Annotated in this window: 23 protein-coding genes; 9 read left to right on the top strand and 14 right to left on the bottom strand. The window is 66.4% G+C overall.

All coding sequences use genetic code 11. The features are described from left to right. Window positions 1–143: 143 nt before the first annotated feature. On the top strand, window positions 144–1,571 hold the full coding sequence (locus AC5P7F_RS01120; RefSeq protein WP_032962093.1) for a class II fumarate hydratase: 1,428 nt from the start codon (window positions 144–146) through the stop codon (window positions 1,569–1,571). Window positions 1,572–1,675: 104 nt separating this feature from the next. Here the strand turns inward: AC5P7F_RS01120 and AC5P7F_RS01115 are convergent, their stop codons facing one another. The 7 genes from AC5P7F_RS01115 to AC5P7F_RS01085 form a co-directional block, all read right to left on the bottom strand. Then, a complete protein-coding gene (locus AC5P7F_RS01115; protein ID WP_014647695.1) occupies window positions 1,676–2,101 on the bottom strand; it encodes a hypothetical protein in 426 nt (141 codons plus the stop codon). Between the two features lie 106 nt (window positions 2,102–2,207). After that, the gene (locus tag AC5P7F_RS01110) at window positions 2,208–2,813 is read right to left on the bottom strand and encodes a YggN family protein (RefSeq protein ID WP_164077096.1); all 606 of its coding nucleotides are present in this window, start codon (window positions 2,811–2,813) and stop codon (window positions 2,208–2,210) included. Window positions 2,814–2,843: 30 nt separating this feature from the next. Further along, the gene (locus AC5P7F_RS01105; protein ID WP_014647693.1) at window positions 2,844–3,731 is read right to left on the bottom strand and encodes a GIN domain-containing protein; all 888 of its coding nucleotides are present in this window, start codon (window positions 3,729–3,731) and stop codon (window positions 2,844–2,846) included. 25 nt (window positions 3,732–3,756) lie between these two features. Beyond that, window positions 3,757–4,785, bottom strand: coding sequence for an ABC-2 transporter permease (locus tag AC5P7F_RS01100; RefSeq protein ID WP_014647692.1), 1,029 nt, complete (start codon window positions 4,783–4,785; stop codon window positions 3,757–3,759). Further along, window positions 4,782–5,657, bottom strand: a complete 876-nt coding sequence (locus tag AC5P7F_RS01095; protein ID WP_014647691.1) for an ABC transporter ATP-binding protein — start codon at window positions 5,655–5,657, stop codon at window positions 4,782–4,784. The genes AC5P7F_RS01100 and AC5P7F_RS01095 overlap by 4 nt, the downstream gene beginning before the upstream one ends. Then, window positions 5,657–6,016, bottom strand: coding sequence for a GntR family transcriptional regulator (locus AC5P7F_RS01090; protein ID WP_005410261.1), 360 nt, complete (start codon window positions 6,014–6,016; stop codon window positions 5,657–5,659). Before AC5P7F_RS01090 ends, AC5P7F_RS01095 begins: the two co-directional genes overlap by 1 nt. A gap of 2 nt (window positions 6,017–6,018) precedes the next feature. Next, window positions 6,019–6,255, bottom strand: coding sequence for a hypothetical protein (locus AC5P7F_RS01085; RefSeq protein WP_014647690.1), 237 nt, complete (start codon window positions 6,253–6,255; stop codon window positions 6,019–6,021). Window positions 6,256–6,621: 366 nt separating this feature from the next. Between AC5P7F_RS01085 and AC5P7F_RS01080 the strand changes: the two genes are divergently transcribed. The 6 genes from AC5P7F_RS01080 (at window position 6,622) to AC5P7F_RS01055 (ending at window position 12,703) form a co-directional block, all read left to right on the top strand. Next, a complete protein-coding gene (locus AC5P7F_RS01080; RefSeq protein WP_014647689.1) occupies window positions 6,622–7,209 on the top strand; it encodes a glutathione peroxidase in 588 nt (195 codons plus the stop codon). 96 nt (window positions 7,210–7,305) lie between these two features. Next, window positions 7,306–8,283: an FKBP-type peptidyl-prolyl cis-trans isomerase gene (locus tag AC5P7F_RS01075; RefSeq protein ID WP_032962085.1), complete on the top strand. Its 978-nt coding sequence runs from the start codon at window positions 7,306–7,308 to the stop codon at window positions 8,281–8,283. Between the two features lie 23 nt (window positions 8,284–8,306). Then, window positions 8,307–9,656, top strand: coding sequence for a UDP-glucose dehydrogenase family protein (locus AC5P7F_RS01070; RefSeq protein WP_032962083.1), 1,350 nt, complete (start codon window positions 8,307–8,309; stop codon window positions 9,654–9,656). Beyond that, the gene (locus AC5P7F_RS01065) at window positions 9,649–9,891 is read left to right on the top strand and encodes a SlyX family protein (RefSeq protein WP_005410256.1); all 243 of its coding nucleotides are present in this window, start codon (window positions 9,649–9,651) and stop codon (window positions 9,889–9,891) included. Before AC5P7F_RS01070 ends, AC5P7F_RS01065 begins: the two co-directional genes overlap by 8 nt. A 10-nt stretch (window positions 9,892–9,901) precedes the next feature. Beyond that, window positions 9,902–10,582, top strand: a complete 681-nt coding sequence (locus AC5P7F_RS01060; RefSeq protein ID WP_049408561.1) for a DUF2058 domain-containing protein — start codon at window positions 9,902–9,904, stop codon at window positions 10,580–10,582. Window positions 10,583–10,630: 48 nt separating this feature from the next. After that, window positions 10,631–12,703, top strand: a complete 2,073-nt coding sequence (locus tag AC5P7F_RS01055; protein ID WP_495204122.1) for an acyltransferase family protein — start codon at window positions 10,631–10,633, stop codon at window positions 12,701–12,703. A gap of 12 nt (window positions 12,704–12,715) precedes the next feature. Here AC5P7F_RS01055 and AC5P7F_RS01050 read toward each other — a convergent pair whose 3' ends face one another. The 4 genes from AC5P7F_RS01050 to AC5P7F_RS01035 all read right to left on the bottom strand — a co-directional run bounded on the left by AC5P7F_RS01050 (window position 12,716) and on the right by AC5P7F_RS01035 (window position 18,763). Further along, window positions 12,716–13,900 (bottom strand): MFS transporter, encoded by a 1,185-nt coding sequence (locus AC5P7F_RS01050; RefSeq protein ID WP_049408565.1) that lies wholly within the window; start codon window positions 13,898–13,900, stop codon window positions 12,716–12,718. Between the two features lie 86 nt (window positions 13,901–13,986). Further along, window positions 13,987–16,671: a methionine synthase gene (gene metH / locus AC5P7F_RS01045; protein WP_014647682.1), complete on the bottom strand. Its 2,685-nt coding sequence runs from the start codon at window positions 16,669–16,671 to the stop codon at window positions 13,987–13,989. 57 nt (window positions 16,672–16,728) lie between these two features. After that, window positions 16,729–17,820 (bottom strand): homocysteine S-methyltransferase family protein, encoded by a 1,092-nt coding sequence (locus AC5P7F_RS01040; RefSeq protein WP_164077095.1) that lies wholly within the window; start codon window positions 17,818–17,820, stop codon window positions 16,729–16,731. Window positions 17,821–17,833: 13 nt separating this feature from the next. Beyond that, the gene (locus AC5P7F_RS01035) at window positions 17,834–18,763 is read right to left on the bottom strand and encodes a metalloregulator ArsR/SmtB family transcription factor (RefSeq protein WP_164077094.1); all 930 of its coding nucleotides are present in this window, start codon (window positions 18,761–18,763) and stop codon (window positions 17,834–17,836) included. A gap of 152 nt (window positions 18,764–18,915) precedes the next feature. On the opposite strand from AC5P7F_RS01035, the gene AC5P7F_RS01030 reads away from it, so the two are divergent. Both AC5P7F_RS01030 and AC5P7F_RS01025 read left to right on the top strand, forming a co-directional pair. Continuing rightward, window positions 18,916–20,064, top strand: a complete 1,149-nt coding sequence (locus AC5P7F_RS01030) for an acyl-CoA dehydrogenase family protein (RefSeq protein ID WP_014647680.1) — start codon at window positions 18,916–18,918, stop codon at window positions 20,062–20,064. A 55-nt stretch (window positions 20,065–20,119) separates the two neighbouring features. Continuing rightward, the gene (locus AC5P7F_RS01025) at window positions 20,120–20,482 is read left to right on the top strand and encodes a hypothetical protein (RefSeq protein ID WP_495205410.1); all 363 of its coding nucleotides are present in this window, start codon (window positions 20,120–20,122) and stop codon (window positions 20,480–20,482) included. A gap of 151 nt (window positions 20,483–20,633) precedes the next feature. Here the strand turns inward: AC5P7F_RS01025 and AC5P7F_RS01020 are convergent, their stop codons facing one another. Genes AC5P7F_RS01020 through AC5P7F_RS01010 form a run of 3 tightly spaced genes read right to left on the bottom strand, consistent with a single transcriptional unit; the run spans window position 20,634 to window position 25,747 of the window. Further along, window positions 20,634–23,807, bottom strand: coding sequence for a multidrug efflux RND transporter permease subunit (locus AC5P7F_RS01020; protein ID WP_046431562.1), 3,174 nt, complete (start codon window positions 23,805–23,807; stop codon window positions 20,634–20,636). Between the two features lie 15 nt (window positions 23,808–23,822). Further along, complete coding sequence (locus AC5P7F_RS01015) at window positions 23,823–25,091, bottom strand: efflux RND transporter periplasmic adaptor subunit (protein ID WP_014647677.1); 1,269 nt, start codon at window positions 25,089–25,091, stop codon at window positions 23,823–23,825. Next, the gene (locus tag AC5P7F_RS01010) at window positions 25,091–25,747 is read right to left on the bottom strand and encodes a TetR/AcrR family transcriptional regulator (RefSeq protein WP_111207029.1); all 657 of its coding nucleotides are present in this window, start codon (window positions 25,745–25,747) and stop codon (window positions 25,091–25,093) included. The genes AC5P7F_RS01015 and AC5P7F_RS01010 overlap by 1 nt, the downstream gene beginning before the upstream one ends. Window positions 25,748–25,891 lie beyond the last annotated feature (144 nt).

The following is a 25,891-nucleotide window of genomic DNA, read 5'->3' as shown; positions in this document are numbered from 1 at the left end:
TGCGGACGGAACGATCTGGCCCGTCCTCGTCATCCCACGCTGCGGGCAAGGGAGTATTGTTGGCGCAGCCGCCAGCCCGGGAAGCGACACCCTGCCAGCCGCCGCTTCCCTTTCCCCAACTGAAGTAGTGCGGAGTTGATGCAATGAGCAGAGCTGCAAGCAAGGGTTTCAGAATCGAACACGACAGCATGGGCGAGCTGCAGGTGCCTGCCGACGCCCTGTGGGGCGCGCAGACCCAGCGTGCCGTGCAGAATTTCCCGGTGTCGGGCCAGCGCATGCCGCGCGGTTTCATCCGTGCCCTGGGCCTGGTCAAGGGCGCTGCCGCTGGCGTCAACGCCGAGCTGGGCCATCTGCCCAAGAACGTGGCCAAGGCCATCCAGACCGCTGCCGCCGAAGTGGCCGCCGGCACCTGGGACGCGCAGTTCCCGATCGACGTCTACCAGACCGGTTCTGGCACGTCCTCGAACATGAATGCCAACGAGGTCATCGCCACCCTGGCCAACCGTGCCGGCAAGGCGGGCAAGACCGCGGTGCACCCCAATGACCACGTCAACCAGGGGCAGAGCTCCAATGACGTGATCCCGACCGCGTTGCGCGTATCGGCGGTACTGGCGGCACATGAGCAGCTGCTGCCGGCGCTGGTGCACCTGCGCAAGACCCTCGACAAGAAGGGCCGCAGCCTGCGCAAGGTGGTCAAGACCGGCCGCACGCACCTGATGGATGCGATGCCGCTGACCTTCGAGCAGGAGTTCGGCGCATGGTCGGCACAGCTGGCCTCGGCACAGGAACGCATCGAAGACAGCCTCAAGCGTGTGCGCCGGCTGCCGCTGGGCGGCACCGCCATCGGTACCGGCATCAATGCCGACCCGCGCTTCGGCGCGCAGGTGGCCAAGGCGTTGAAGCAGCAGACCGGGTTCAAGTTCGACAGCGCCGAGAACAAGTTCGAGGGCCTGGCCGCGCAGGATGACGCGGTGGAACTGTCGGGCCAGCTCAATGCACTGGCGGTGGCGCTGATCAAGATCGCCAACGATCTTCGCTGGATGAACGCCGGTCCGCTGGCCGGGCTGGGCGAGATCGAACTGCCGGCGCTGCAGCCGGGCAGCTCGATCATGCCGGGCAAGGTCAACCCGGTGATTCCGGAAGCGACGGTGATGGCCTGCGCGCAGGTGATCGGCCACCACACCGCGATCACCGTGGCCGGGCAGACCGGCAACTTCCAGCTCAATGTCACCCTGCCGCTGATCGCGGTGAACCTGCTGGATGGCATTGGCCTGCTGGCCAATGTGTCTCGCCTGCTGGCCGACAGCGCGATTGCCGGGCTGAAGGTGCGTGAGGATCGCGTTGCCGAAGCATTGGCGCGCAACCCGATCCTGGTCACCGCGCTGAACCCGATCATCGGCTACGAGAAGGCGGCGGCGATTGCCAAGCGTGCCTACAAGGAGCAGCGTCCGGTGCTGGATGTCGCGCTGGAGGACAGCGGCCTGGATGAAGCCGAGCTGCGCCGCCTGCTGGACCCGGCCGCACTGACTGCCGGTGGCATCCACGCGGGGGGCGGTGGCGGCGGCGGTTGATCTGCCGGTCGTAGGGCCGAGCCCATGCTCGGCTGCTTCCTGGACCTGGGCCGAGCATGGGCTCGGTTCTACAAGAGGAAACGCCGCCCAGGGGCGGCGTTTTTTCAGCGACGGTCGGCGACGATGTTGCCGAAGGTGTCGGTGTAGTCCTTGAACTCGGGGATGCGCTGGACCAGGTCGGCCGGGATCACTTCCATGCCTTCCGGCGGCTGGATCTTCACCGGCTGCATGTTGGGATCGGCCGGGGCGGCGACCAGGGTGTTCTGGCGCAGCACCTGCAGCTTGCCGAACATGGTCTGCAGCATCTGCTTCTGTGCCTCGTCCAGCGGAATCTGGATCTCGTCCACCTTCATCGAACCATCGCCGAGGATGATGATGTTCGGCGCCGGCGGGCGACGCACAGTGACCATGCCTTCGCTGACGGAGATCTTTGGCTTGCCGCGCTCGGCGCGGTGGTTGCGGTAATCCTTGTCACAGCCGACCAGGCCCAGGCAGAGCAGGGCGGCCAGCAGCAGGAACAACTTCTTCATGGCATTCGGTTCGGGGGCGTCCGGGGCCGCCATTGTAAGCCGGCCGGCGCACGACGGCCGGCAGCGGGGCGCCGCTGCCGGCCGGGTGCGCTGATCTGTCACAGGCCTAGCGCTGGACCACGGTGTCCTTGCCGCAGTCGTCGACGTCACTCTGGTCCATCGTTGCGTAGGGCTTGAACGCCGGCAGCTCGCGCGCCAGTGCCTGCTGGCTGGCCAGCATCGCCGGCAAGCGGTTGCAGATGCGCTTGGCCTGGGCTTCGATCTTCTCCGCCTCGGCATTGATCCGCTTCTCGATGCCTTCGCTGTCGCCGCTGAAGATGCCCTTCAGTGCCTCTCCGGCAGCGCTGGCGCCGAGCTTGGCGCCGGCCAGGCCGACATCCATGCCGTCCATCGCAATGGCGACGACGTGGCCGCGGTACTCCAGCAACCGCTGTCGCTGGGCCTCGTTGGCCGGCACGTCCTTGCCGTCGATCAGCAGGTGGCCATCCGGCGTGATCTCCGCACGCGGCTGCTTGTCGGCGGAGATGTTGATGTTGCCCTGGGTGATGTCCTTGCGGGCATCAACCATGGCCTCCTTGACGGTCTGGCCGACGCCGCTGGTGGCTTCGGCGACGCTTTTGCCGACGGTCTTGTCGGGCGTGGAAGAAGTGCCGCCGCAGGCGATCAGCGGCAGGCACAGCAGGATGGCAGGCAGCAGGCGCAGCAGGTTCATGGCAACTCCCTCGAATTGGTCCGGTGGCGGTTACTTGTTGCGGGGCAGGGTGACCGTGCCGCCGACGTTGCGGTGGCCGACATCGCCGCTGCCGCTGTGGTCGACGGTCAGGCTGCCGCGCACGCCGTCGACCTGGATGTCGCCCGAACCATGGCTGCGCACGTGCACGTTGCCGCCGATGTCGGACAGATCGACATCGCCCGAGCCGACCACGCCGACCTCGACGTTGCCTTGCACGCGCTTGAACCCGATGTCGCCGGAACCGACCGTGTCCAGCCGGGCGTTGCCGCGGACATCGCTGATCTTCAGGTCACCGGAGCCGACGGTGCCGGTGACCGCATCGCCGCCGATGTTGCGCGCCTTGACGTCGCCGGAGCCGAGCGACAGCAGGTTCAGCGAGCCGCCACCGTCGATGTCCAGGTCACCCGAACCCACCGCTGCGTGGATGCTGCCGCGGGTGCCGCGAACGATCGCGTCGCCCGAGCCGACGTCCACGCTCAGCGATTGGGCGTTGTCCACGCTGGCATCGCCGGAGCCGACCTTGAGCTGCAGGGGCAGGTTGTCGGGCACGCTGCCGCGGATGTCGAGCCACGCATAGCTGTTGCCCAGGCTGATGCCGCTGTGGCGGCCGTCGCGGCGCAGGCTGACGACCAGCTTGTCGCCTTCCCTGCGCTGCTCCAGTACTAGCTGGTCCAGCCATTCCTGGCTGGAGGCGCAGGCGCGGCCATCGAGCTGGCCACCGCCCTTGCTGGCGACGACCTTCAGGTCATGCTGGTTCACCTCCAGCACCACCGCCTTGGCGCCGGCCACATCCAGCTTCAGCGTGCGGGCGGCGGTGAACTTGCAGTTCGGAGCATCGGCGGCCAGCGCCGACAGAGGCAACAGCAACAACGCAGAACAGGCGAGCAGGGAACGCATGGGTGGTGCCTCCGGGTGGATGGAATCAGATCTCGCCGGCGCGCTTGCGCAGGCGGATGGCGAGGACGATGAACACGACACCGACGGCGGCACCGATCCATAGTTCCGGCATCGCCAGCGACTTCAGCTGCGAGGCCGGCGACATCAGGCTGACCACCGATTCGAGATCGCGACGCGTGCCTTCCTCGGCGCTGAGGCGATACACCAGGTCGGTGCCCGGCACGCCGCCCAGCAGCAGTCGGCCAACGATGTTCTGCCAGAACCAGCCGGTGGTCAGGCCGATCAACGGCATCACCTTGGTGGTGCTGACAATGACGCCGGCGAACAGCGGCAGCATCACCGCCCACAGGAACGGTTTGGTACGGGCCCAGGCCGAGCACAGCAGCAGCCAGCCGGCGGTGGGCAGGGCCCACAGGGCGTAGACCGGAATCCAGGCCAGGTGACCGGCGGCCAGGGTCAACGGGCTGGCCGGACCCCAGATCAGGGTCATCGGGCTGCCACCGTGCATCAGCGCGACGATGCTGATCACTAGCATGAAGCCGAACATGGTGATGATGCCGGCGATCACCGCGATCATCGGGGCCACGACCAGTGCGCTGATCACCTTGGACAGCACGGTCTGGGTGTCCGACAGCGGCAGCGACTTCCAGAACAGGATGCTGCGGTCGCGACGGTCGTCGTAAAGGGCGCCCAGGCAGTAGAAGAACACCACGAAGGCCAGCACCAGGAACGGCCAGGCCGAGCTGAGCACCAGGGTCAGGTCGAGGCCGTTGCCGAGGTCGGCCAGGTCCTTGGCGCTGATGTCCCGGGTCAGCAGGGCCAGGTCCAGGCCGTTGATGTTCACGCTCTCGCCGTCGACATGCAGTGCGCCGTTGCGTGCTGCACGGTTCAGTGCAAACAGGCCGAAGGCGATGCCGACGGTGCTCATCACCAGCGAGATCAGGCCGGCGATCAGCGGCGCATACAGGAAACCGCCACGGTTCTCCCAGTACTCGCGCTTGAGCAGCCAGCGCAGGGTGCCCATCGGGCTGACGGGGTGGTTGACGGCAGTCATGCGTAGGTCCCCTTCATGATGGCGACGAACAGATCGGCCAGGCCCGGGCTGCGGGTCTCGCCAAGGGTGGAGAGCTGGGTGCGCGGCACACCGTCGAACAGCATTACGGTCTTGCCGAACGTCAGGCTGCGCTCGTCGATCGGCTTCAGCGCACGCGCGGTCTCCAGCTGGTCGGCGTTGACCAGAAGCTCGGTGTAGCGCTGGCCGACATCGTCCATTTCTGCATCGAGCACGATGCGACCATCACGGATGAACATGACGTCGCTGAGGATGTGCTCGATCTCCTCCACCTGGTGGGTGGTGACGATGATGGTCTTCTGTTCGTCGAAATAATCTTCCAGCAGGCGCTGGTAGAACTCCTTGCGGTACAGGATGTCCAGGCCCAGGGTGGGCTCGTCCAGCACCAGGATGCGCGCATCGATGGCCATCACCAGCGCCAGGTGCAGCTGCACGATCATGCCCTTGGACAGTTCGCGCACGCGCTGCTTCGGCTGCAGCTTGGTGTTGGCCAGGAAACGCTCGCAGCGGGCACGGTCGAAGCGCGGATGGACACCGGCGACGAAATCGATCGCTTCACGGACCTTCAGCCAGCGCGGCAGCACGGCGACGTCGGCAATGAAGCAGATGTCGTTCATCAGCGCGTCGCGGTGCTGCCGCGGGTCGCGGCCGAGCACGCTCAACTCACCTTCCACCGAGGTCAGGCCGAGGATGGCCTTCAGCGCGGTGGTCTTGCCGGCGCCGTTGGGCCCGATCAGGCCGACGATGCGCCCGCTCGGAATGCTGAAGCTGGCATTGTCGAGGGCCACGGTGGTCTTGTAGGCCTTGCGCAGGCCTCGGGCGGTGATGACCGGTTCACTTGCAGTGCTATTCATCAGACTTTCCCCTGGGGCAGCAATTCGTCGAGGCTCAGGCCCAGGCGCTGGATGCGCTCCAGCACCGCCGGCCATTCTTCGTTGAGAAAGCGCTCGCGCTCGCTGCTGCGCAGCTGCGTGGCCGCCTGCTCCGTCATGAACATGCCCAGGCCGCGGCGCTTCTCGACCAGGCCTTCATCGGCCAGTTCCTGGTAAGCGCGCGAAACGGTGATGGGGTTGAGCTGGTAGTCGGCGGCCACCTGGCGCACCGAAGGCAGGGCATCGCCCGGCTTGAGGATTCCGTCGAGCATCATGGCGATCACGCGCTCCTTCAACTGACGGTAGATGGGAGCGCCGTCGCTCCACTGGATGTCGCTCATATTCAGCTCCGTGGGGTCAGCGGCTGTGCGAACGAGAAATACGGCATGGACAGGGAGCTGTGCAGCCGACGCGGGGGAGAGGGGGAGGGATCGGCGTTCCCGGCCGGCGAAACGGATGCATCCTGCGCACTGTCGGCGGAGGCGGGGGCGGTTGGCATGGCCAGCCAGGCCAGCACGATCAGGGTCGAAACGGCAGCGGCCGCGGGTGCGGTGAGGTTGCGACGGATCCGGGCGTTCATGGCTCCCCCTGTCTCGGGTGACTGGTGTTGTATGCAACTATAACACCGGCACGCCCACGTGCAACCCCTTGCCGTGCCCAACTGATGGCAGGGGTGGGTCAAACCGCTGAAATATCTCCTTATCCCTTTGATTGAAAAGGGAAACGGAATTGTCGTGCGGGCCGATCACGCCCTGCCTTCCATTCAGCGTTGTCCATGCTATGTCATCCCTGCGCCGTTGAGGGTGGGTCCTCCCGGGAAAGGCCACGCCGCGCAAAGCCGCCGGCGCCCGCCGCAACAAGGGGCAACGGAGCCCGGTGCTATAGTTCGGCCGATTCCCGGCCGCTATCGGCCGGCCCTGTGAATGGCTACCGCGGACTGCTCTCGATGCCCCTGCCGACCGTTGTTCCGCGCCGACTGCGCGGCCTGTCCCTGTTGACCCTGCTGGTGGCCGGCCTGGCCGGTTCCGCCCATGTGCTGGCGGCCGATCTGCTGGACCTGGACTATCGCCCGCTGGCAAGCAAGCAGCAGGTCAACCTGCAGCAGCGCTACCACGGGCAGGTGCTGCTGGTGGTCAATACCGCAAGCAAGTGCGGCTATACCCCCCAGTACGAAGGCCTGGAGGCGCTGCAGAAGCGTTATGCCGGCCGCGGCTTTGCCGTGCTGGGTTTCCCGTCCAACGATTTCAAGGGCCAGGAACCGGGTGACGAGAAGCAGATCCAGGATTTCTGCACGCTTACCTATGGCGTCAAGTTCCCGATGTTCGAGAAGGTGCACGTCGTCGGTGCGGAGGCCACGCCGCTGTACCAGCGGTTGACCGCAGCCACCGGCGTGGCGCCAGGCTGGAACTTCCACAAATATCTGGTCGGCCGCGATGGCAAGGTCATCGCCCAGTTCGCCAGCAAGGTGACGCCGGACGATCCACAGCTGACCGCCGCCATCGACAAGGCGCTGGCCGTCGCTCCTACGCATTGATATCCGGCACGGATGCCTCGACATCGACGGCATGCGTGCGACAATGCTTCTTTTCGCGCCGACGTCGGCGCCCAGACACTTCCAGGAATGCAGCGAATGAAGATGGGAATGCGCGGCGCCGCGGCGTCGGTTCTGATTCTGGCGATGGGCACTTCGGGTGTCGCTCTGTCGCAACAACCGGCTGCCCCCGCAGCCGCCAAGGAGACCGCAACCTTGAATTCCCCCAAGCAGAAGCTCGGCTACGCCATCGGCCTGGACGTCGCCAAGTCGTTCACCCCGATCGCCGATGAGATCGATGTGGCCGCGCTGCGCACCGCCGTGGAACGTTCGTTCGAAGGCCTGCAGCCGCAGATCACCCAGGAACAGGCCAAGGCCACCGATGCCGCACTGCGTCAGGTCGTGATGGCCCGCAGCGGGCAGCAGGTGCCGGGCATGGCGCCGGGTTCGCAGCCGCCGAAGGTCGACCGCGTCAAGGTGTCGCAGATGATCGGTTCCTACTCGGTCGGCCCGTCGCTGGCACAGCTGAAGGACGACATCGACGTCGCCTCGCTGTTTGACGCGATCAGCACCGGCCTGAGCAAGGGTCAGCCGAAGATGACGGAAGCTGACGCGACCGCCACCATCCAGGCGTTCATGGGCAGCAAGCAGGCCGAAATGCAGGCCAAGGCCGCCGCTGCCGCGCAGACCAACCGCGAGGAAGGCAATGCGTTCCTGGCCAAGAACAAGACCCAGCCGGGCGTGGTAACCACCCCGTCGGGCCTGCAGTACCAGGTCATCCGCCCGGGCAGCGGCGAGCGTCCGCTGCCGAGCAGCAAGGTGCGCGTGAACTACGAAGGCAAGCTGCTCAACGGCACCGTGTTCGACAGCTCCTATGGTCGCCAACCGGCCGAGTTCGGCCTGGACCAGGTGATCAAGGGCTGGACCGAAGGCGTCGCGCTGATGCCGGTCGGTTCGAAGTACCGCTTCTGGATCCCGGGCGAGCTCGCCTACGGTGAGAACGGCACCCCGGGTGGCCCGATCGGCCCGAACGCGACTCTGACGTTCGACGTCGAGCTGCTGGGCGTCCTGCCGTAAGCGACCACGGAGCCAGCACGGACATGCGCGTTGCGATTTTCGGTACCGGTTACGTAGGGCTGGTGACCGGTACCTGCCTGGCCGATGTCGGCCACCAGGTGGTCTGCGTCGATATCGACCAGGCCAAGGTCGATGGCCTCAACCAGGGCATCATCCCGATCTATGAGCCGGGCCTGGAACCGATGGTGAAGGCCAATCACGCCGCGTCGCGGCTGACGTTCACCACCGATGCCGCAGCCGCGATCGGCCACGGCCAGGTCGTGTTCATCGCCGTCGGCACGCCGCCGGACGAGGATGGCAGCGCTGATCTGCAGTACGTGCTGGCCGTGGCCCGCACCATCGGCCAGCACATGAGCGTGCCGACCGTGGTGGTCAACAAGTCGACGGTGCCGGTGGGCACCGCCGACAAGGTCCGTGCCGCCATTGCCGCAGAGCTGGCGGCACGTGGCGCCGACATCGCCTTCGACGTGGTGTCCAACCCGGAATTCCTGAAGGAAGGCGACGCCGTTGCCGACTGCATGCGTCCGGATCGCATCATCATCGGTGCGACCAGCGCCGAGTCGGTGGCGGTGATGCGGCGCCTGTATGCACCGTTCAACCGCAACCACGACCGCGTGGTGGAAATGGACGTGCGTTCGGCCGAGCTGACCAAGTACGCCGCCAACGCGATGCTGGCGACCAAGATCTCGTTCATGAACGAAATCGCCAACATCGCCGAACGTGTCGGCGCCGATGTGGAGCAGGTCCGCCAGGGCATCGGCTCGGATCCGCGCATCGGCTGGCATTTCATCTACCCGGGCGCCGGCTATGGTGGCTCGTGCTTCCCCAAGGATGTGCAGGCGCTGGCCCGCACCGCGCAGCAGGCCGGCCTGGAGCCTAAACTGCTGAACGCCGTGGAAGCGGTCAACGATGCGCAGAAGGGCCATCTGTTCGCCCTGGTCCAGCGCCATTACGACAAGGGCGAGGACGAAGGCGTGCGTGGCAAGACCTTTGCCGTGTGGGGCCTGGCATTCAAGCCAAACACCGACGACATGCGCGAAGCCTCCAGCCGACGCCTGCTGGCGCAACTGTGGGAAGGCGGTGCGACGGTGCGTGCCTACGATCCGGAAGCGATGCATGAGGCGCAGCGCATCTTCGGTGAACGCGATGACCTGGTGTTCTGCAGCAATGCCAACGAGGCGCTGCAGGGCGCCGATGCCCTGGTCGTGGTGACCGAGTGGAAGCAGTTCCGCAGCCCCGATTTCCAGACGCTGCGCGAGCAGTTGAAGGACGCGGTGGTGTTCGACGGCCGCAACCTGTACGAGCCGGCGGACGTGGAAGCAGCGGGCCTGGCGTATTACGGCATTGGCCGGGGGCGCTCGCTGCATGTCTGATCTGCTGCCAACCGAACGCGAGCAGGCGCTGGAAGCGCGCCTGGTCGAACTGGAAATGCGCGTGTCCTTCCAGGAACAGGCGCTGGCCGAACTGAGCGATGCGCTGGCCGATGCCCGCATGCAGGGCATGCGCAACGCCGACGTGCTGCGCGTGCTGCTGGAAGATCTGGGCAAGGTCCGCAACGCGCTGAATTCTTCCGATCCGGCGAGCGAACCGCCGCCGCCGCACTACTGATCCGAATCCTATGAGCGATACCCTCCGCGACCAGCTGATGGGCCTGGGCTTCAAGCCTGCGCCCAAGCCAGAGCGCAAGAATGATGGCCCCCGCCGTGACGGCCGCCCGCAGGGCAAGGGTGGCAACGGCAATGGAAAGCCGCAGGGCGCTGGCAAGGGCGAGCACAAGCCCGGCCAGCGTCGCGGTCCTGGCCATGGCGGCCCGGGCAAGCCCGGCCAGTCGCGTGGCCCGGGCCAGCAGGGCCCGCGCAAGCCGCGCAGCGCAGAAGAGATGGACCTGGCCAAGGCCTACGCCATCCGCGCGCAGAAGGAAAAGGAAGAGCGCATCGAAACCGAGCGCCTGAAGCAGGAAGAGGCGCGTGTGCGCCGCGAGGCCAAGGCCAAGCTGGAAGAACTGCTGAAGGACAAGGGCCTGAATGCCGAAGCGGCGGACATTGCCCGCCACTTCCCCTACGGCGGCAAGATCAAGCGCATCTATGTGACCGCCGAACAGCTGACCGCGCTCAACGCCGGTGAGCTGGGTGTGGTCCAGCTCAATGGCCGCTACCTGCTGGTGACCGCCGAGGTGCTGGCGCAGTGCGAGGCGGTGTTCGCCGCATCGGTGGCGCTGAAGGTCGATCCGAATGCGCCGGCCGAGGAAGATCCGTACGCGGACCCGCAGTACCAGGTGCCGGACGACCTGGTCTGGTAAACGCGTGACCGCCGCGGGCGCGCTGCCGTCGCGGCCGTGGGGGTAGGGATGACCGCTGATCCAAGCCGTGGCTACGTGCCGCACATTGACGGCCTGCGCGCGATCGCCGTGCTGGCCGTCATCGTGTTCCACCTGGACCCGGCCTGGTTGCCAGGCGGGTTCACCGGCGTGGATGTGTTCTTCGTCATCTCCGGTTTCGTGGTCAGCGCGTCGGTACACCGGCTGCCGCCGCTGTCGCTGGGGCAGTCGATGCTGCGCTTCTATGCGCGCCGCATCCGTCGCATCGCGCCGGCGCTGTTGGCCTGCCTGTTGCTGACTGCCGTGGCAAGCGTGCTGTTCATTCCCGAGTCCTGGCTCAGCGAAGCCAGTGACAGGACCGGACTGATGGCGTTCTTCGGCTTCAGCAACTGGGTGCTGGCAGCGATCGGCAACGACTATTTCGCACCCAGGGCCGAATTCAATCCCTACACCCACACCTGGTCGCTGGGCGTGGAAGAGCAGTTCTACCTGCTGTTCCCGCTGCTGTTCCTGGCTTGGGCGCGCGGTGCACGCGGGCGCTGGATCAGCCTGGGCCTGTTCGCCCTGGTCAGCATGGCGTCGCTGCTGCATGCGGCGGTGCTGGGTCTGCGCGAGGCGCCGCCATCGTGGGCGTTCTATGCCACCAGCACCCGCCTCTGGCAACTGGGGGTGGGCGTGCTGCTGTTCCAGCTGCTGCATGTGCGCGAATCGCTGGACCCGGCAACCGGCCAGGCACTGAAGCGCGCCGCGCCGGTGTTCTCCCTGCTGGCCATGGTGGCGCTGGGCCTGCTGGGGTGGGCGTTGTGGTCCGCGCGTGCCGGGCGGTCACCGTGGCCTGACGGCGTGCTGCCGGCCTTCGCCACCGCGGGCCTGCTGTGGGCGCTGCATCATCATCCGCAGGCATGGGTGGCGCGCCTGTTGGCCAGCGCCCCGATGCGCCGTATCGGCCTGCTGTCGTACTCGCTGTACCTGTGGCACTGGCCGGTGTTCGTGCTGATGCGCTGGACCGTGGGCCTGCAGACACCCTTGCAGATGACCGCCGCGATGGCGTTGGTGCTGCTGCTGTCATGGCTGTCGTGGCGCTGGGTGGAACAGCCGTTCCGCGGCACGTTGGCGCAGCGCCTGCGTCCCGGGCGTTGGGTGCTGGCCGGCGCGGTCGTACTGCTGTGCGCCGCCGGCATCCAGACAGTGCTCTACCTGCAGGCGCCGCGGCTGTCGTTGAGTACGGTCAGCCGGCATCCGACCGATTGGTACCCCAATGGCAAGAGCGTGGCCGGTGACTATCCCGAGTGCGCACTGGTGGTCGCCAAGCATCGTTTCGAAGGCGGTAGTGCGCGCACCTTTGCGCGTGGAGACTGCGACCGCCCGCTACCGGTTGGCGCGCCGAAGCGGGTGTTCGTTGCTGGTGATTCGCATGCGATGGCCTACATCGAGCTGCTGCAGCGACTGGCCCTGGAAACCGGCTCGGCGGTCTCCCTCTATGGCCGCGGCGGATGCCCGCAGGTGAGCCTGCAGAAGTGGCGCGGTGCCGGTGCCGGTTGCGCTGATTTCGACGCCGCGGTGTTCGCCGATATCGCGCGGCGCGCGCAGCCGGGGGATGCCGTGGTGCTGGTGTCGTTGCGCGTGCCACGCCTTTCCGATCAGTTCGTGCTGTTCGATGCGCAGGCGCAGCTGGCGGGCGAACTGACGGCAGAGGCCGCGGCAGGACGCGACGCCGAAGTGGCCGAGGCGGTCGCGCAGTGGAGACCCCTGGCCGAGCGTGGCGTGCGCATCGTGCTGGAGGCGCCCAAGCCAGTGCTGCCAGCGCCTCCTTATCGCTGCTCGGACCGCTTCAATGCCCGCAACGAGGTCTGCCGCAACGGCCTGGACAGCACGCGCGTCGCGATGGAAACGTTGCGGGCACCCATGCTGGGCAGCCTGCAGCAGGTGGTCGATGGACTGCCAGGTGGCGTGCTGTGGGACCCGATGCCGGTGCTGTGCGACGACGCGTTATGTCCAGCCCAGCGCGATGGGCGGCCGCTGTTCTTCGATGGCGATCATCTCAGTGCGCATGGCAACCGGGTGCTGCTGCCCTCGCTGCAACAGGTGCTGTTGCAGTGCTGAGCCGGGCAGGGGTCAGCGCACGCGGCTGTTCCGTCGCGCACGTATGAGCGGCAGGCTCAGTGCGAAGAAACAGAGCAGGGCGCCAATCAGGGCGAAGCCGCTGCCGGCCAGGAACGCGGTGCGACCATCGTCGATCTTCCACAGTTGGCCGGCAATGAGTGCGCCGAGCACACCGCCGACACCGGACGAGAATCCGTACAGCAGCCCCTGGCCATGCCCATTGAGGCGACCGGGGAAGTAGGTCGCCAGCATCTGCATCGCTGCTGCGAAGAACGCCGCAAAGCCCAGCGCGTGCGCGCTCTGCGCCAGCAGCATCACCGGCAGGTTTTCCGGGAACAGTGCGGTCACGGCCCAGCGCAGGCAGGAACTGACCAGCGCGATCAACAGCATCCAGCTGGCGTCATAGCGGCGGAAGAAGCGGCCGATGGTGAAGAACACGCCCACTTCGAAGACCACACCGATGGTCCACAACAGGCCCAGGGTGGAGGTGCGGTAGCCGTGATGGTCCATGTAGACCGAAAAGAACGTGTAGTACGGGCCGAAAGACAGTTGCTCCATGAAGGCGGCCAGGAAGAACGCCAGCACCGGCGGTCGGCGCACGATCTGCCAGAAGCCGCTGGCGTCGCCGCCGGTCTTGCCGACGCCGCGCGCGTAGTGGTTGCTGAAGGCCGAGGCGACCAGCAGCGCGAACAGTGGCAGCATCATCCACGGCAGCAGCCCGGCGTGGCTGGCCGTGCCGTCATCTTCGATCAGCCAGCCGAACAGGGTCACGACGGCGATGAAGCCGAGCGAGCCCCAGACCCGGATCAACCCGTAGCGATGGCTGTCGTTGCCCAGATGGGTGAGGGTGATCGACTCGAACTGCGGCATCACCGCGTTGTAGAAGAAGCAGAACACCACCATCGCCGGGTACATCCACGGCTGTGGCAGCGGCAGCAGGAATACCGCGAAGCTGAGCAGGGTCAGCACGCAGCCCGCGCGCAGCAGGCGGATCGGTCGTGGCGATGCGGCCGCCAGCGAGGTCCAGGTGCTGGGCGCGATCACGCGGGTGGCGTACCACAGGCCCATCATCACGCTGATGGCCGTCACGCTCATGCCGCGCGCGCTCAGGAACAGGCTCCAGTACGGCGTGAACGCGCCCAGCGCCGCGTAGTAGAACAGGTAGAAGCTGGAGAGGCGTGCAACGGGAACGGTCATCGCGGAATGATGAGGCAAAAAAGGGGACGGAGGGAATTAAGTCGCGAATGCATAAACGACTTAATCCCCTCCGTCCCCTTTTTGTGTCATTCGGGGTCGTAGTCGAGGTTGGAGGCCAGCCAGCGTTCGGCCTGGGCGCGGTCCACGCCCTTGCGGCGGGCGTAGTCGCTGACCTGTTCGCGGCTGAGCCGGCCGACCACGAAGTACTGGCTCTGCGGATGGCTGAAGTAGTAGCCCGAGACAGCGGCCGTGGGCAGCATCGCGAAGCTCTCGGTCAATTCCATGCCGGCGTTTGCTTCGGCCTGCAGCAGGTCGAACAGGCGCCGTTTCTCGCTGTGTTCCGGGCAGGCCGGATAGCCAGGCGCCGGCCGGATGCCGCGGTACTGCTCGTCGATCAGGGCGTCGTTGTCCAGCGCCTCGGCGCGCTCATGGCCCCAGAATTCGGTACGCACGCGCTGGTGCAGGCGCTCGGCCAGCGCCTCGGCGAGGCGGTCGGCCAGTGCTTTCAGCAGGATCGCGTTGTAGTCGTCATGCTCGGCCTCGAAGCGCGCGACGTGCGCGTCGATGCCGATACCGGCAGTGACTGCGAACGCGCCGATCCAGTCCTGCTTGCCACTGTCGAGGGGCGCGATGAAATCGGCCAGGCAGAAGTCCGGGCGCTCGGCAGGCTTGTCTACCTGCTGGCGCAGGAAGTGCAGGGTGGTTTCGCCCTGCGGGTGCTGCACGCGGACGTCGTCGCCGATGCTGTTGGCCGGCCACAGGCCGAACACGGCCTTGGCCGTCAGCCACTTCTCGCCGACGATGCGCTCGAGCATCGCGCGCGCATCGCGGTACAGCTCGCTGGCCTGGGTGCCGACGATCTCGTCGGTGAGGATGGCCGGGAACTTGCCGGCCAGCTCCCAGGCCTGGAAGAACGGTGTCCAGTCGATGTAGTCGACCAGTTCGTCCAGCGGGTAGTCATCGAACACGTGCAGGCCGGGTTGTTCCGGTGCCGGTGGCGTGTAGCTGTCCCAGCCGCCCTGGAATTTCTGCGCGCGCGCATGTTCCAGCGTCACCAGGCGCTTGGCGTCGCCACGGTTGCGGTGGCGGGCGCGGATCTCGGCATAGTCGGCCTCGTTGGCCGCGACGAAGGCTTCGCGCAGGTCGCGTGAGATCAGCGACTGGGCCACGCCCACCGCGCGCGAGGCGTCCTTCACCCACACCGTAGGCGCTTTGTAGTGCGGGTCGATCTTCAGCGCGGTGTGCGCGCGCGAGGTGGTGGCGCCGCCGATCAGCAGTGGCAGGTCGAAGCCCTGGCGCTCCATCTCGCGGGCGACGTGGCTCATCTCCTCCAGCGACGGGGTGATCAGTCCGGACAGGCCGACCAGGTCGGCGTTGTGCTCGCGGGCGGCATCGAGGATCTTCTGCGCTGGCACCATCACGCCCAGGTCGACCACCTCGAAGTTGTTGCAGGCCAGGACCACGCCGACGATGTTCTTGCCGATGTCATGCACATCGCCCTTCACCGTGGCCATGATGATCTTGCCATTGCTCTTGGCGGTATCACCGCTGCGCGCCTTCTCCGCCTCGATGTACGGCAGCAGGTAGGCCACCGCCTTCTTCATCACGCGTGCGGATTTCACCACCTGCGGCAGGAACATCTTGCCGGCACCGAACAGGTCGCCCACGATGTTCATGCCGTCCATCAGCGGGCCCTCGATCACGTCCAGCGGGCGGCTGGAGGCCTGCCGGGCCAGCTCGGTGTCTTCCTCGACAAAGGCATCCAGGCCGTGCACCAGCGCATGTGCCAGGCGCTGCGCCACCGGCTTCCCGCGCCAGGCCAGGTCCTCGGTCTTCGCCGCGCCCTTGCTGCCCTTGTAGCGCTCGGCGATCTCCAGCAGGCGCTCGGTGGCATCGCTGCGGCGGTTGAGGATCACGTCCTCGACGCGCTCGCGCAGCTCAGGCTCCAGCTCGTCGTAGATCGGCATGGCGCCGGCGTTGACGATGCCCATGTCCATGCCGGCGGCGATGGCGTGGTAGAGGAACACCGAGTGGATGGCCTGGCGCACCGTTTCGTTGCCGCGGAACGAGAACGAGACGTTGGAGACGCCGCCGGAGACGTGGCAGTGCGGCAGGGTCTGCTTGATGATGCGGGTGGCTTCGATGAAGTCCACCGCATAGTTGTCGTGCTCTTCGATGCCGGTGGCGACGGCGAAGATGTTCGGGTCGAAGATGATGTCCTGCGGCGGGAAGCCGATCTCGTCGACCAGGATGCGGTAGGCGCGGGTGCAGATCTCGACCTTGCGCGCGCAGGTATCGGCCTGCCCGCTTTCATCGAAGGCCATGACCACCGCAGCGGCGCCATAGCGCAGGACCTTGCGCGCGTGTTCGCGGAACAGCGCCTCGCCTTCCTTCAGCGAGATCGAATTGACCACGCTCTTGCCCTGCAGGCACTTCAGCCCGGCCTCGATCACGCTCCACTTGGAGGAGTCGACCATGACCGGGATGCGGGCGATGTCCGGCTCGGACATGATCAGGTTGAGGTAGCGGGTCATCGCCGCTTCCGAATCGATCAGGCCCTCGTCCATGTTGACGTCGAGGATCTGCGCGCCGCTGGCGACCTGCTGGCGGGCCACGTCCACCGCTTCTTCGTAGCGGCCTTCCTTGATGAGCTTGCGGAACTGCGCACTGCCGGTGACGTTGGTGCGTTCGCCGACGTTGATGAACAGCAGGTCCGGAGTGATGACCAGGGGTTCCAGGCCGGACAGGCGGGTAGGGCGGACAGGCGTCATGGCAGGCGTCGGCTCAACAGCAGGAGGGCGGGAAGTGTGGAACGGTGGCGGCGACATTCATGCGGCCTGCTCCTGGACACCGGGCAGGGCGCGCGGCGGCAGCCCGGCCACGGCGCGGGCGATCGCACGGATGTGGTCGGGGGTGGAGCCGCAGCAGCCGCCGACCAGGTTCAACAGGCCATCCTCGGCGAAGCCGCGCAGGGTGGTGGCCATCTCTTCAGGCGTTTCGTCGTACTCGCCGAAGGCGTTGGGCAGGCCCGCGTTGGGGTGCGCGCTGACGTAACAGTCGGCGACCTGCGAGAGGGTCTCCACGTGCGGGCGCATCGCCTCGGCGCCCAGCGCGCAGTTCAAGCCGATCGACAGCGGGCGCGCATGCGCCAGTGACGCATGGAAGGCCTCGGCGGTCTGCCCGGACAGGGTGCGCCCGGAGGCGTCGGTGATGGTGCCGGAGATCATCACCGGCAGGCGTGCACCACGCGCGTCGAAGGCCTCCTCCAGCGCATACAGCGCGGCCTTGGCATTGAGCGTGTCGAAGATGGTCTCGACCATGAGGGTGTCGGCGCCGCCATCGATCAGGCCCTCGATGGCTTCGCGATAGGTGTCGCGCAACTCGTCGAAGCTGGTGTTGCGGAAGCCCGGATCGTTGACGTCGGGACTGATCGAAGCGGTGCGGCTGGTGGGACCGATCACCCCGATCACGAAGCGCGGCTTGCTTGGCGTGGCCGCAGCCACCGCATCGCAGCAGGCGCGTGCAACGGCGGCGCCGGCCTTGTTCAGCTCGTACACCAGGTGTTCGAGGTGGTAGTCGGCCTGGCTGACCGAAGTGGCGTTGAAGGTGTTGGTCTCGACCAGATCCGCCCCGGCGTCCAGGTATGCGGTATGGATGTCGGCGATGACCTGCGGCCGGGTCAGCAGCAGCAGGTCGTTGTTGCCCTTCAGGTCATGGCCTTCAGGTGTGCCGTGGTCGCAGCCGCGACCGTGCGCATGGTCATAGCCACCGGCGAATCGCTCGCCGCGGTAGTCGTCTTCCTGCAGACCATGGCGCTGGATCATCGTGCCCATCGCGCCGTCGATGATCAGGATCCGCTCGCGCAGGGCGTCGAGCAGGGCGTTGGCACGGTCAGGATGCAACCAGGGCAGGGCGGGCATGGTGGTCTCGGGCTCAGGGCTTGTTGGCGATCAGCGAAATCACTTCGAAGTGCGGCGGACGCTTCTCGCGGGTGACCGTTTCCAGGCTGGACACCTGCAGGCCGGCCTTGTCGACGAACTTGCGCAGCTCCTTGTCGCTGAAGCCGAGGTTGACGTGGCCATAGGCCTCCACCGCTGCCTTGTGCTCGTGACGGGCCAGGCTGCACAGCAGCAGGCGGCCGCCCGGGCGCAGCACGCGTGCGGCTTCGGTTACGGCCTGCGCCGGCTTGCTGGCATAGGTCAGCGCGTGCATCAGCACCACCAGGTCGAAGCTGCCGTCCTTGAACGGCAGGGCATGCATGTCACCCTCGCGGACTTCCACATTGGGCAGCCGGCGCAGGCGCTCGCTGGCAGCGGCGACCACGCGCGCGCTGGTATCGATGCAGATGTAGCGCTTGGCGTGGGGGGCGACCAGTTCGGCCAGCACGCCGTCACCGGAGGCGATGTCCAGCACGTCGCCGGTCTCCAGCAACGGCAAGGCGGTGCGCGCCAGCGCCTCCCAGGTACGGCCCGGAGAGTAGTGGCGCTCCATGTCGCCGGCCACGCTGTCGGCCCAGTTCTGGTCAGAGGCGCGATGGGCCAGCACTGCAGCCACGCGCTCGGCATCCTGGCGCAGCAACGGGTCGTCGCTTCCGTTGCTCAAGGCATGCCACAATGCATGCTGCGCCGGGTCGAGCTGGGCTTCGTCGAAACGGTAGTAGGCCGACACGCCGGCACGGCGGTCGCGGACCAGGCCGGCTTCCTTCAGGCGCGCCAGGTGGGTGGACACGCGCGGCTGCGCCAGCCGGGTGATTGCCGACAGTTCGGCCACGGTCAGTTCCTCCTGCTCCAGCAGCGCCAGCAGGCGCACGCGGGTGGCATCGGCGAACACCTTCAGGCGGGTCGACCAGTCTTCCAGATCCATAAATATCTACCTATCGCGATATAGAGATATATTCGCCGAGGAGGCTGCCGCGGTCAAGTCGCCAGCGTACGGAAACAGCCGGCCCCCGGTACAATCGGAGCACCTGGGCGCGCCGTATGCGGCCCATAACTTCATGTACCCGGGAGGGTGTTGTGGATTTCAGCTTTACCGAAGAGCAGTTGATGCTGCAGGACGTGGCGCGGCGCATCGCGCAGGAAAAGATCGCCCCCAGCGCGGAGCACCATGACCGCACCGGCGAGTTCCCGCTGGACAACATCCGCCTGCTGGGCGAGAACGGCCTGATGGGCATCGAAGTGCCGACCGAGTACGGCGGTGCGGGCATGGACCCGGTTGCGTACGTGCTGGCGATGGTGGAGGTCGCCGCCGCCGACGCCGCTCACTCGACCATCATGTCGGTCAACAACTCGCTGTTCTGCAACGGCATCCTCACCCACGGTACCGAGCAGCAGAAGCAGACCTACGTGCGTGCCATCGCCGAAGGCACCGCCATCGGCGCGTTCGCGCTGACCGAGCCGCAGTCCGGTTCCGATGCCACTGCCATGCGCTGCCGCGCGGTGAAACAGGCCGACGGCACTTTCGTCATCAATGGCAAGAAGAGCTGGATCACCTCCGGCCCGGTGGCCAAGTACATCGTGCTGTTCGCGATGAGCGAGCCGGACAAGGGCGCGCGCGGCATCACCGCCTTCATCATCGATACCGACAAGGCCGGTTTCGGTCGTGGCAAGACCGAGCCCAAGCTGGGCATCCGCGCCTCGGCCACCTGCGAGATCGAGTTCAACGATTACGTGGCGCAGGCCGAGGACGTGCTGGGCCAGGAAGGCGAGGGCTTCAAGATCGCCATGAGCGTGCTCGATGCCGGCCGCATCGGTATCGCCTCGCAGGCCATCGGCATCGCCCGTGCCGCCTATGAAGCGACCCTGGAGTACGTGAAGGAGCGCAAGGCCTTCGGTGCCGCCATCGGCACCTTCCAGATGACCCAGGCCAAGATTGCCGACATGAAGTGCAAGCTGGATGCAGCGCTGCTGCTGACGTTGCGCGCGGCTTGGGTGAAGGGCCAGGGCAAGCGCTTCAGCAACGAAGCCGCCATCGCCAAGCTCACCGCCTCGGAAGCGGCGATGTGGATCACCCACCAGGCGGTGCAGATCCACGGCGGCATGGGGTACTCGAAGGAGATGCCGCTGGAGCGTTACTTCCGTGATGCCAAGATCACCGAGATCTATGAAGGCACCTCGGAAATCCAGCGCCTGGTGATCGCCCGCAACGAAACCGGGCTGCGCTGAGACGCAACGGCCGCGCCGCTGCAAGGGCGGCGCGGCCGGTCGATCCGCGCCACGCGTGGATGCGCTGTGCTCGTGGCCGAACGATGCCGGATCTGTTCCAATGCAGGCCGTTTCCATACGGTCTGCACAGATGATCTATCGTGGTTGGGGAATCCTGACACTGATCACGCCGATCGCAGCGATCCTGCTGCTGGCGTATTTCTTCCCGCACGCAGGCCCCAGGGGCAACACCCCACTCTCGCAGGTGTTGCTGGGTGCCAGCATTGGCGCGGCGGTGAACGTGCTGCTGGGCCTGTGGCTCAACCGGGCACCCCGGCAGAAGGGCGAAGTGGCGCCCCATCATTTCTTCTTTGTGCCGATGCAGTGGGCTGCACTGGTAATCGTGGCAGTGTGCGTGGTGGTCGCGCTGTTGCGCTGAGACGTGACTCGAACGGCGCCCACCAAGGTTGGCGGCTACCGGGCATGCCGTTGCCCTGGTAGATGCCAACCTTGGTTGGCATGAATTCAAAGGCGGCAAGAAAAAGGCCCCGGATCGCTCCGGGGCCTTTTCGTTTCAGCGCACTGCCGGATCAACGATCCGGGCGGTGTGCAGCATCCGCGTCGCGCTGGCGTTCCATGAACTCCTTGGACGGTTCATCCAGCTTGTCGCCCAGCATGCGGCGCACGACCACGAAGAACACCGGGATCATCAGCAGGCCGAGCAGGGTGGCGAACAGCATGCCGCCGATCACGCCGGTACCGATGGCGTGGCGGGAATTGGCGCCGGCGCCGGTGGAGATCGCCATCGGGATCACGCCCATGATGAACGCGAACGAGGTCATCAGGATCGGGCGGAAGCGCAGGCGGGCCGCTTCGATGGTGGCATCGCGCAGGTTCTTGCCGGCTGCGCGCTGCTCCACCGCGAACTCCACGATCAGGATCGCGTTCTTCGCGGCCAGGCCGATCACGGTGATCAGGCCGATCTTGAAGAACAGATCGTTGGGCAGGCCGCGCAGCATCGACAGGCCCAGTGCGCCCAGCACGCCCAGCGGCACCACCAGCAGCACCGCCACCGGGATCGACCAGCTTTCATACAGGGCGGCCAGGCACAGGAACACCACCACGATGGACAGCACCAGCAGCAGCGTGGCGGCATTGCCGGCCAGGATTTCCTGGTAGGACATGCCGGACCAGTCGTAGCCGAAGCCGGCCGGCAGGTCGTCGTTGACGATGCTCTCCATGGTCTGCATCGCTTCGCCCGAGCTGGTGCCCGGGGCCTGCGAGCCGACGATGTTGATCGCCGAGTAGCCGTTGTAGCGGCTCAGCGACGGCGGTGCCGACACCCATTCGGACTTGACCACCGTGTTGAGCGGGATCATCGCGTTGGTGCCATCGGCGTTCTGGGTCAGGGTGGAGGGGCTGTAGAAGCTCTTCAGCGACTCCTGGCCGGTGCGGTACGGGCCATCGGCCTGCATGGTCACGCGCTTGATGCGGCCTTCGTAGAAGAAGTCGTTGACATAGACCGGGGCCAGCATCAGCTGGATGGTGCTGTACACGTCCGACACCGACATGCCCATCGACTGCGCCTGCACGCGGTCCACGTGCAGCTGCAGCTGCGGGGCGTTCTCCAGCCCGTTCGGACGCACGCCGACCAGGGCTTCGGGCTTCTGCGCGGCCTTGCCCAGCAGGATGTTGCGCGCCTGGGTCAGCTGTTCGTAGCCGGCACCACTGCGGTCCTGCAGCCACATGTCGAAGCCGCCGAACTGGCCGAGGCCCTGCACGGTGGGCAGGTTGACCACGAAGATCTGCGCTTCCTTGATGCCGTAGAACGCGCCGTTCATGTTCTGGATGAACTCGGGCGCGGTGAACTTGCGTTCCTCCCACGGCTTCAGGCGGATGAAGCCCATGCCCACGTTCTCGCCGGAACCGACGAAGCTGAAGCCGGCCACCTGCAGCATGCCTTCATAGCCATCCTGCTTTTCCAGGATGCCACGCATCTGCGCGAACACTTCGTTGGTCTGGCCCTTGGTCGAGCCCGGCGGCAGCTGCACGATCGCCAGCGCATAGCCCTGGTCTTCTTCCGGCAGGAAGCTGCCCGGCATGCGGGTGAACAGGAAGCCGCACAGCGCGGTCAGCACCACGAACAGGATCATCCAGCGCGGCGCATGGCGCACCGCCGAGGTGATGTGGCCCACGTAGGTGTGGCTGATCTTGTCGTAGTACTTGTTGAAGGTGCGGTAGACGATGTTCGGGTTGTCGTTGTGCGTCGGCTTGAGGAAGGTCGCGCACAGCGCCGGGGTGAAGCCCAGTGCCAGGAACGCCGAGAACGCCATCGAGATGGCGATGGTCAGGGCGAACTGCTTGTAGATCTCACCGGCGGCGCCGCCCTGCAGGGCGGACGGGATGAACACCGCCGCCAGCACGACGGTGATCGCCACCACCGCGCCGGTGATCTGGGTCATCGCCTTCTGCGTGGCCGGCTTCGGCGCCAGGCCTTCCTCGCTCATGATGCGTTCGACGTTCTCGATCACCACGATCGCATCGTCGACCACGATGCCGATCGCCAGCACCATCGCGAACAGGGTCAGCTGGTTGATCGTGAAGCCGATCATCCACATGCCCAGGAAGGTACCGAGCAGGGCGACGGGGATGACCAGGGTCGGGATCAGTGTGGCGCGGAAGTTCTGCAGGAAGATCAGCATCACCAGGAACACCAGCAGGACCGCTTCAAACAGGGTCTTGACCACTTCCTGGATCGAGATCTTGACGAAGGTGGTGCTGTCGTACGGCGAGAACCAGGTCACCCCGGACGGGAAACTGGGCTGCAGCTCGTCCATCTTGGCGCGCACCGCTTCGGCCACGTTCAGGGCGTTGGCGCCCGGCAGCAGCTGGATGGCGAAGGCGCCGGTCGGCTTGCCGTTGTACTGGGTGTCGAAGCCGTAGTTGTTGGCACCGAAGGCGACGCGGGCGATGTCCTTGAGCAGCACGCGCGAGCCATCGGCGTTGGCGCGCAGGATGATGTTCTCGAATTCCTGCGGCGAGCTGAAGCGGCCTTCGGCCGAGACCGTGGCGGTGAAGTGCTGGCCTTCCGGCGACGGGTCCGAACCCAGCGCACCGGCGGCGAACTGCACGTTCTGCGCACGTACCGCGGCCAGTACCTGGCTGGCCGACAGGCCATAGCCCTGCATCTTCTCCGGGTTCAGCCAGATGTTCATGGCGTACTCGGAACCGAACTGCTGGGTGCTGCCGACGCCGGGGATACGCGAGACCTGGTCGAGCACGCGCGAGCCGACGATGTCGTTCAGGGCGTCACGGTTGATGGTCGGGGTATCGGACTGCAGCGCCACCACCATCAGGAAGCCGGCATTGGCCTTGGCCACCACCACGCCCTGCTGGGTCACTTCCGAAGGCAGTCGTGGCGTGGCCAGCGAAACCTTGTTCTGCACCTGCACCTGGGCGATGTCCGGATCGGTGCCGGTCTCGAAGGTCAGGGTGATCTGCGCGCGGCCGTTGGAGGCCGACGAGGAGCTGAAGTACAGCAGGTGATCGATACCGGTCAGCTGCTGCTCGATCACCTGGGTGACCGATTTCTCGGTGGTGTCCGCGCTGGCGCCCGGGTAGGTCGCCGAGACGGTGACCTGCGGCGGGGCGATGTTGGGATAGGACTCCACGCCCAGGTTGAGGATCGCGATCACGCCGCTGAGCGAGATCAGGATCGCAACCACCCAGGCGAAGACTGGATGTTCGATGAAAAATTTAGGCATGACGGAAGGTTCCCGTTACTGCTTGTTCGAATCGGTGGTGGCCGGCTTGGCCGCATCGGCCTGTTCCGGCTTGGCCGCGTCGGCCGGTGCCTTGCCTGCCGCCGGTGCTGCGCCCGCCGGAGCGGCGCCGCCTGCGGCAGGCTTGCCGTTGGCGTCCTGCCCCGGGGTCCACGGCTTGGCCACCGCCGGTGCACCTTCCTTGACCTTCTGCACGCCGGCCACGATCACCTTGTCACCGGCGGCCAGGCCGTCGCTGACCAGCCAGTTGCCGTTCTGCGCGCCATCGGTCTTCACGTTCTTGCGCACCACCTTGCCGTCGGCACCGACCACCATCACGTAGCCGCCGGTGGTGTCACGCAGCAGCGCCTGCTGCGGCACCAGGTAGGCATTGTTGCGCTCGCCCAGGTTGGCCTGGAAGCTGACGAAGGCGCCCGGCAGCAGGATCTGCTGGGGGTTCGGCAGCAGCGCACGCAGCGACACCGCACCGGTGGCCGGGTCGACCGTGGTCGAGGAGAAGTCCAGCGTGCCCGGCTCACCATAGGTGCTGCCGTCGGCCAGCTTGACGTTGACCGTGGCCTTGCCGTCGCCGGACAGCGCCAGCGAGCCCTTGGCCTGCTGCGCGCGAAGCTGGGTCAGCTCATCCACGCTCAGCGAGAAGTTCACATACAGCGGGTCGAGCTGGTCAACGGTGGTCAGCAGGGTCACATCGCCCTGGCCGACCAGCGCGCCCTCGGTGACCTGCTGCTTGTTGGCCACGCCACTGATCGGCGCGGTCACTTCGGCGTAGCCCAGGTTGATCCGCGAAGAGGTCACTGCCGCTTCGGCCTGCTTGACGGCGGCCAGGGCGGTGCGCTCGGCCGATTCGGCGTTGTCCAGGTCGGACTTGGAGACGAACTGCTGCGGCGCCAGCGAGCGCGCGCGATCGGCGGCGACCTTGGCATTGGCGTAGGTGGCGCGGGCCGAAGCCAGCTGGGCCTCGGAGGCGTTGAGCGAGGCACGCAACGGCGCCGGGTCGATCAGGAACAGGGTCTGGCCCTGCTTGACCTGCGAGCCTTCCTGGTAAACGCGCTTGAGCAGCACGCCGGGTACGCGTGCGCGGACGTCGGCGCTGCGGAACGGCGACAGGCGGCCGACCAGCTCGCGCTGCAGCGGCAGGGTCTGCGGCTTGGCGTCGATCACGCCCACCTCCGGCGGCGGGGGCGTCTGCTGTTCCGGCTTCTTGCAGGCAGCCAGCGCGACAGCAACGGCGCACGTCAAGGCAAGGGTGCGGAGTGGGGCGGTCATCAGGAGGAACTCCGGGGTTGGTTTGTAGACGGGGCCGGCGACGGCTGTGGCGCGAACGCGCGCAGGAAGCTGTCGACGGAGAACTCTGCCCAGCGCCGACGCAGGAGCGCGTCATCACGATGGGGGGTATGGAAGCGCTGTTTGTCGAAATCCTGACCGGCGATCATGCTCAGCAGCAGTTCGGCCATGAAGTGCGGGTCGTCATGCCGGAGCTGGCCTTGCATGCAAACGGTTTCAATCCATTCAGCAAGATGAAGCGTCAGCGCGCCGGCACCGTGCCGGTACAGCGTACGCGCCTCTTCGGGAAACTGGGCTGCCTCGGCTGCAATCAGCCGGCAGGCCTGTCCTACGTGCGGTTGGTTGAAATGCTCCAGGAAGTCGGTGGCGAACTGGAGAAGGCTGGCACGCAGGTCGTCACTGCGGAGTGCACGCAGCATGGCCCCGGTGGCGTGGCCGACGTGGCGCTGCATCACCCGGCGCAGCAGTTCCTGCTTGCTGCCGTAGCGCGAGTACAGGGTCTGCTTGGAGCAGCCGGCATGCTGGGCCACTGCGTCCATGCTCATCTGCATGCCCTGCTCGGCCAGCAGTCTGCGCACGGCATCGAACACGCGCTCATCGCGCGCGTCGAGGGCAACGGGGAGGTAGGCCGGGTTCACGCGGTGGACTATACCGTCCAGTTCAGGATTGTGGAATCGAATCGGCGTCGCCGCGTGTGTCTTTCGGTAACACGCTTTGCCGATCCTGTCGGCACTGCTGAAGCAGGCGCCAGCTCCATACCGGAGCGAACTGAATAGGCGTCT

The sequence above is a fragment of the Stenotrophomonas sp. YJH_SMC_105-26 genome (assembly GCF_059368915.1).
Note: the sequence above shows the minus strand (reverse complement) of the source record. Positions and strands in the feature narration are given on the sequence as shown.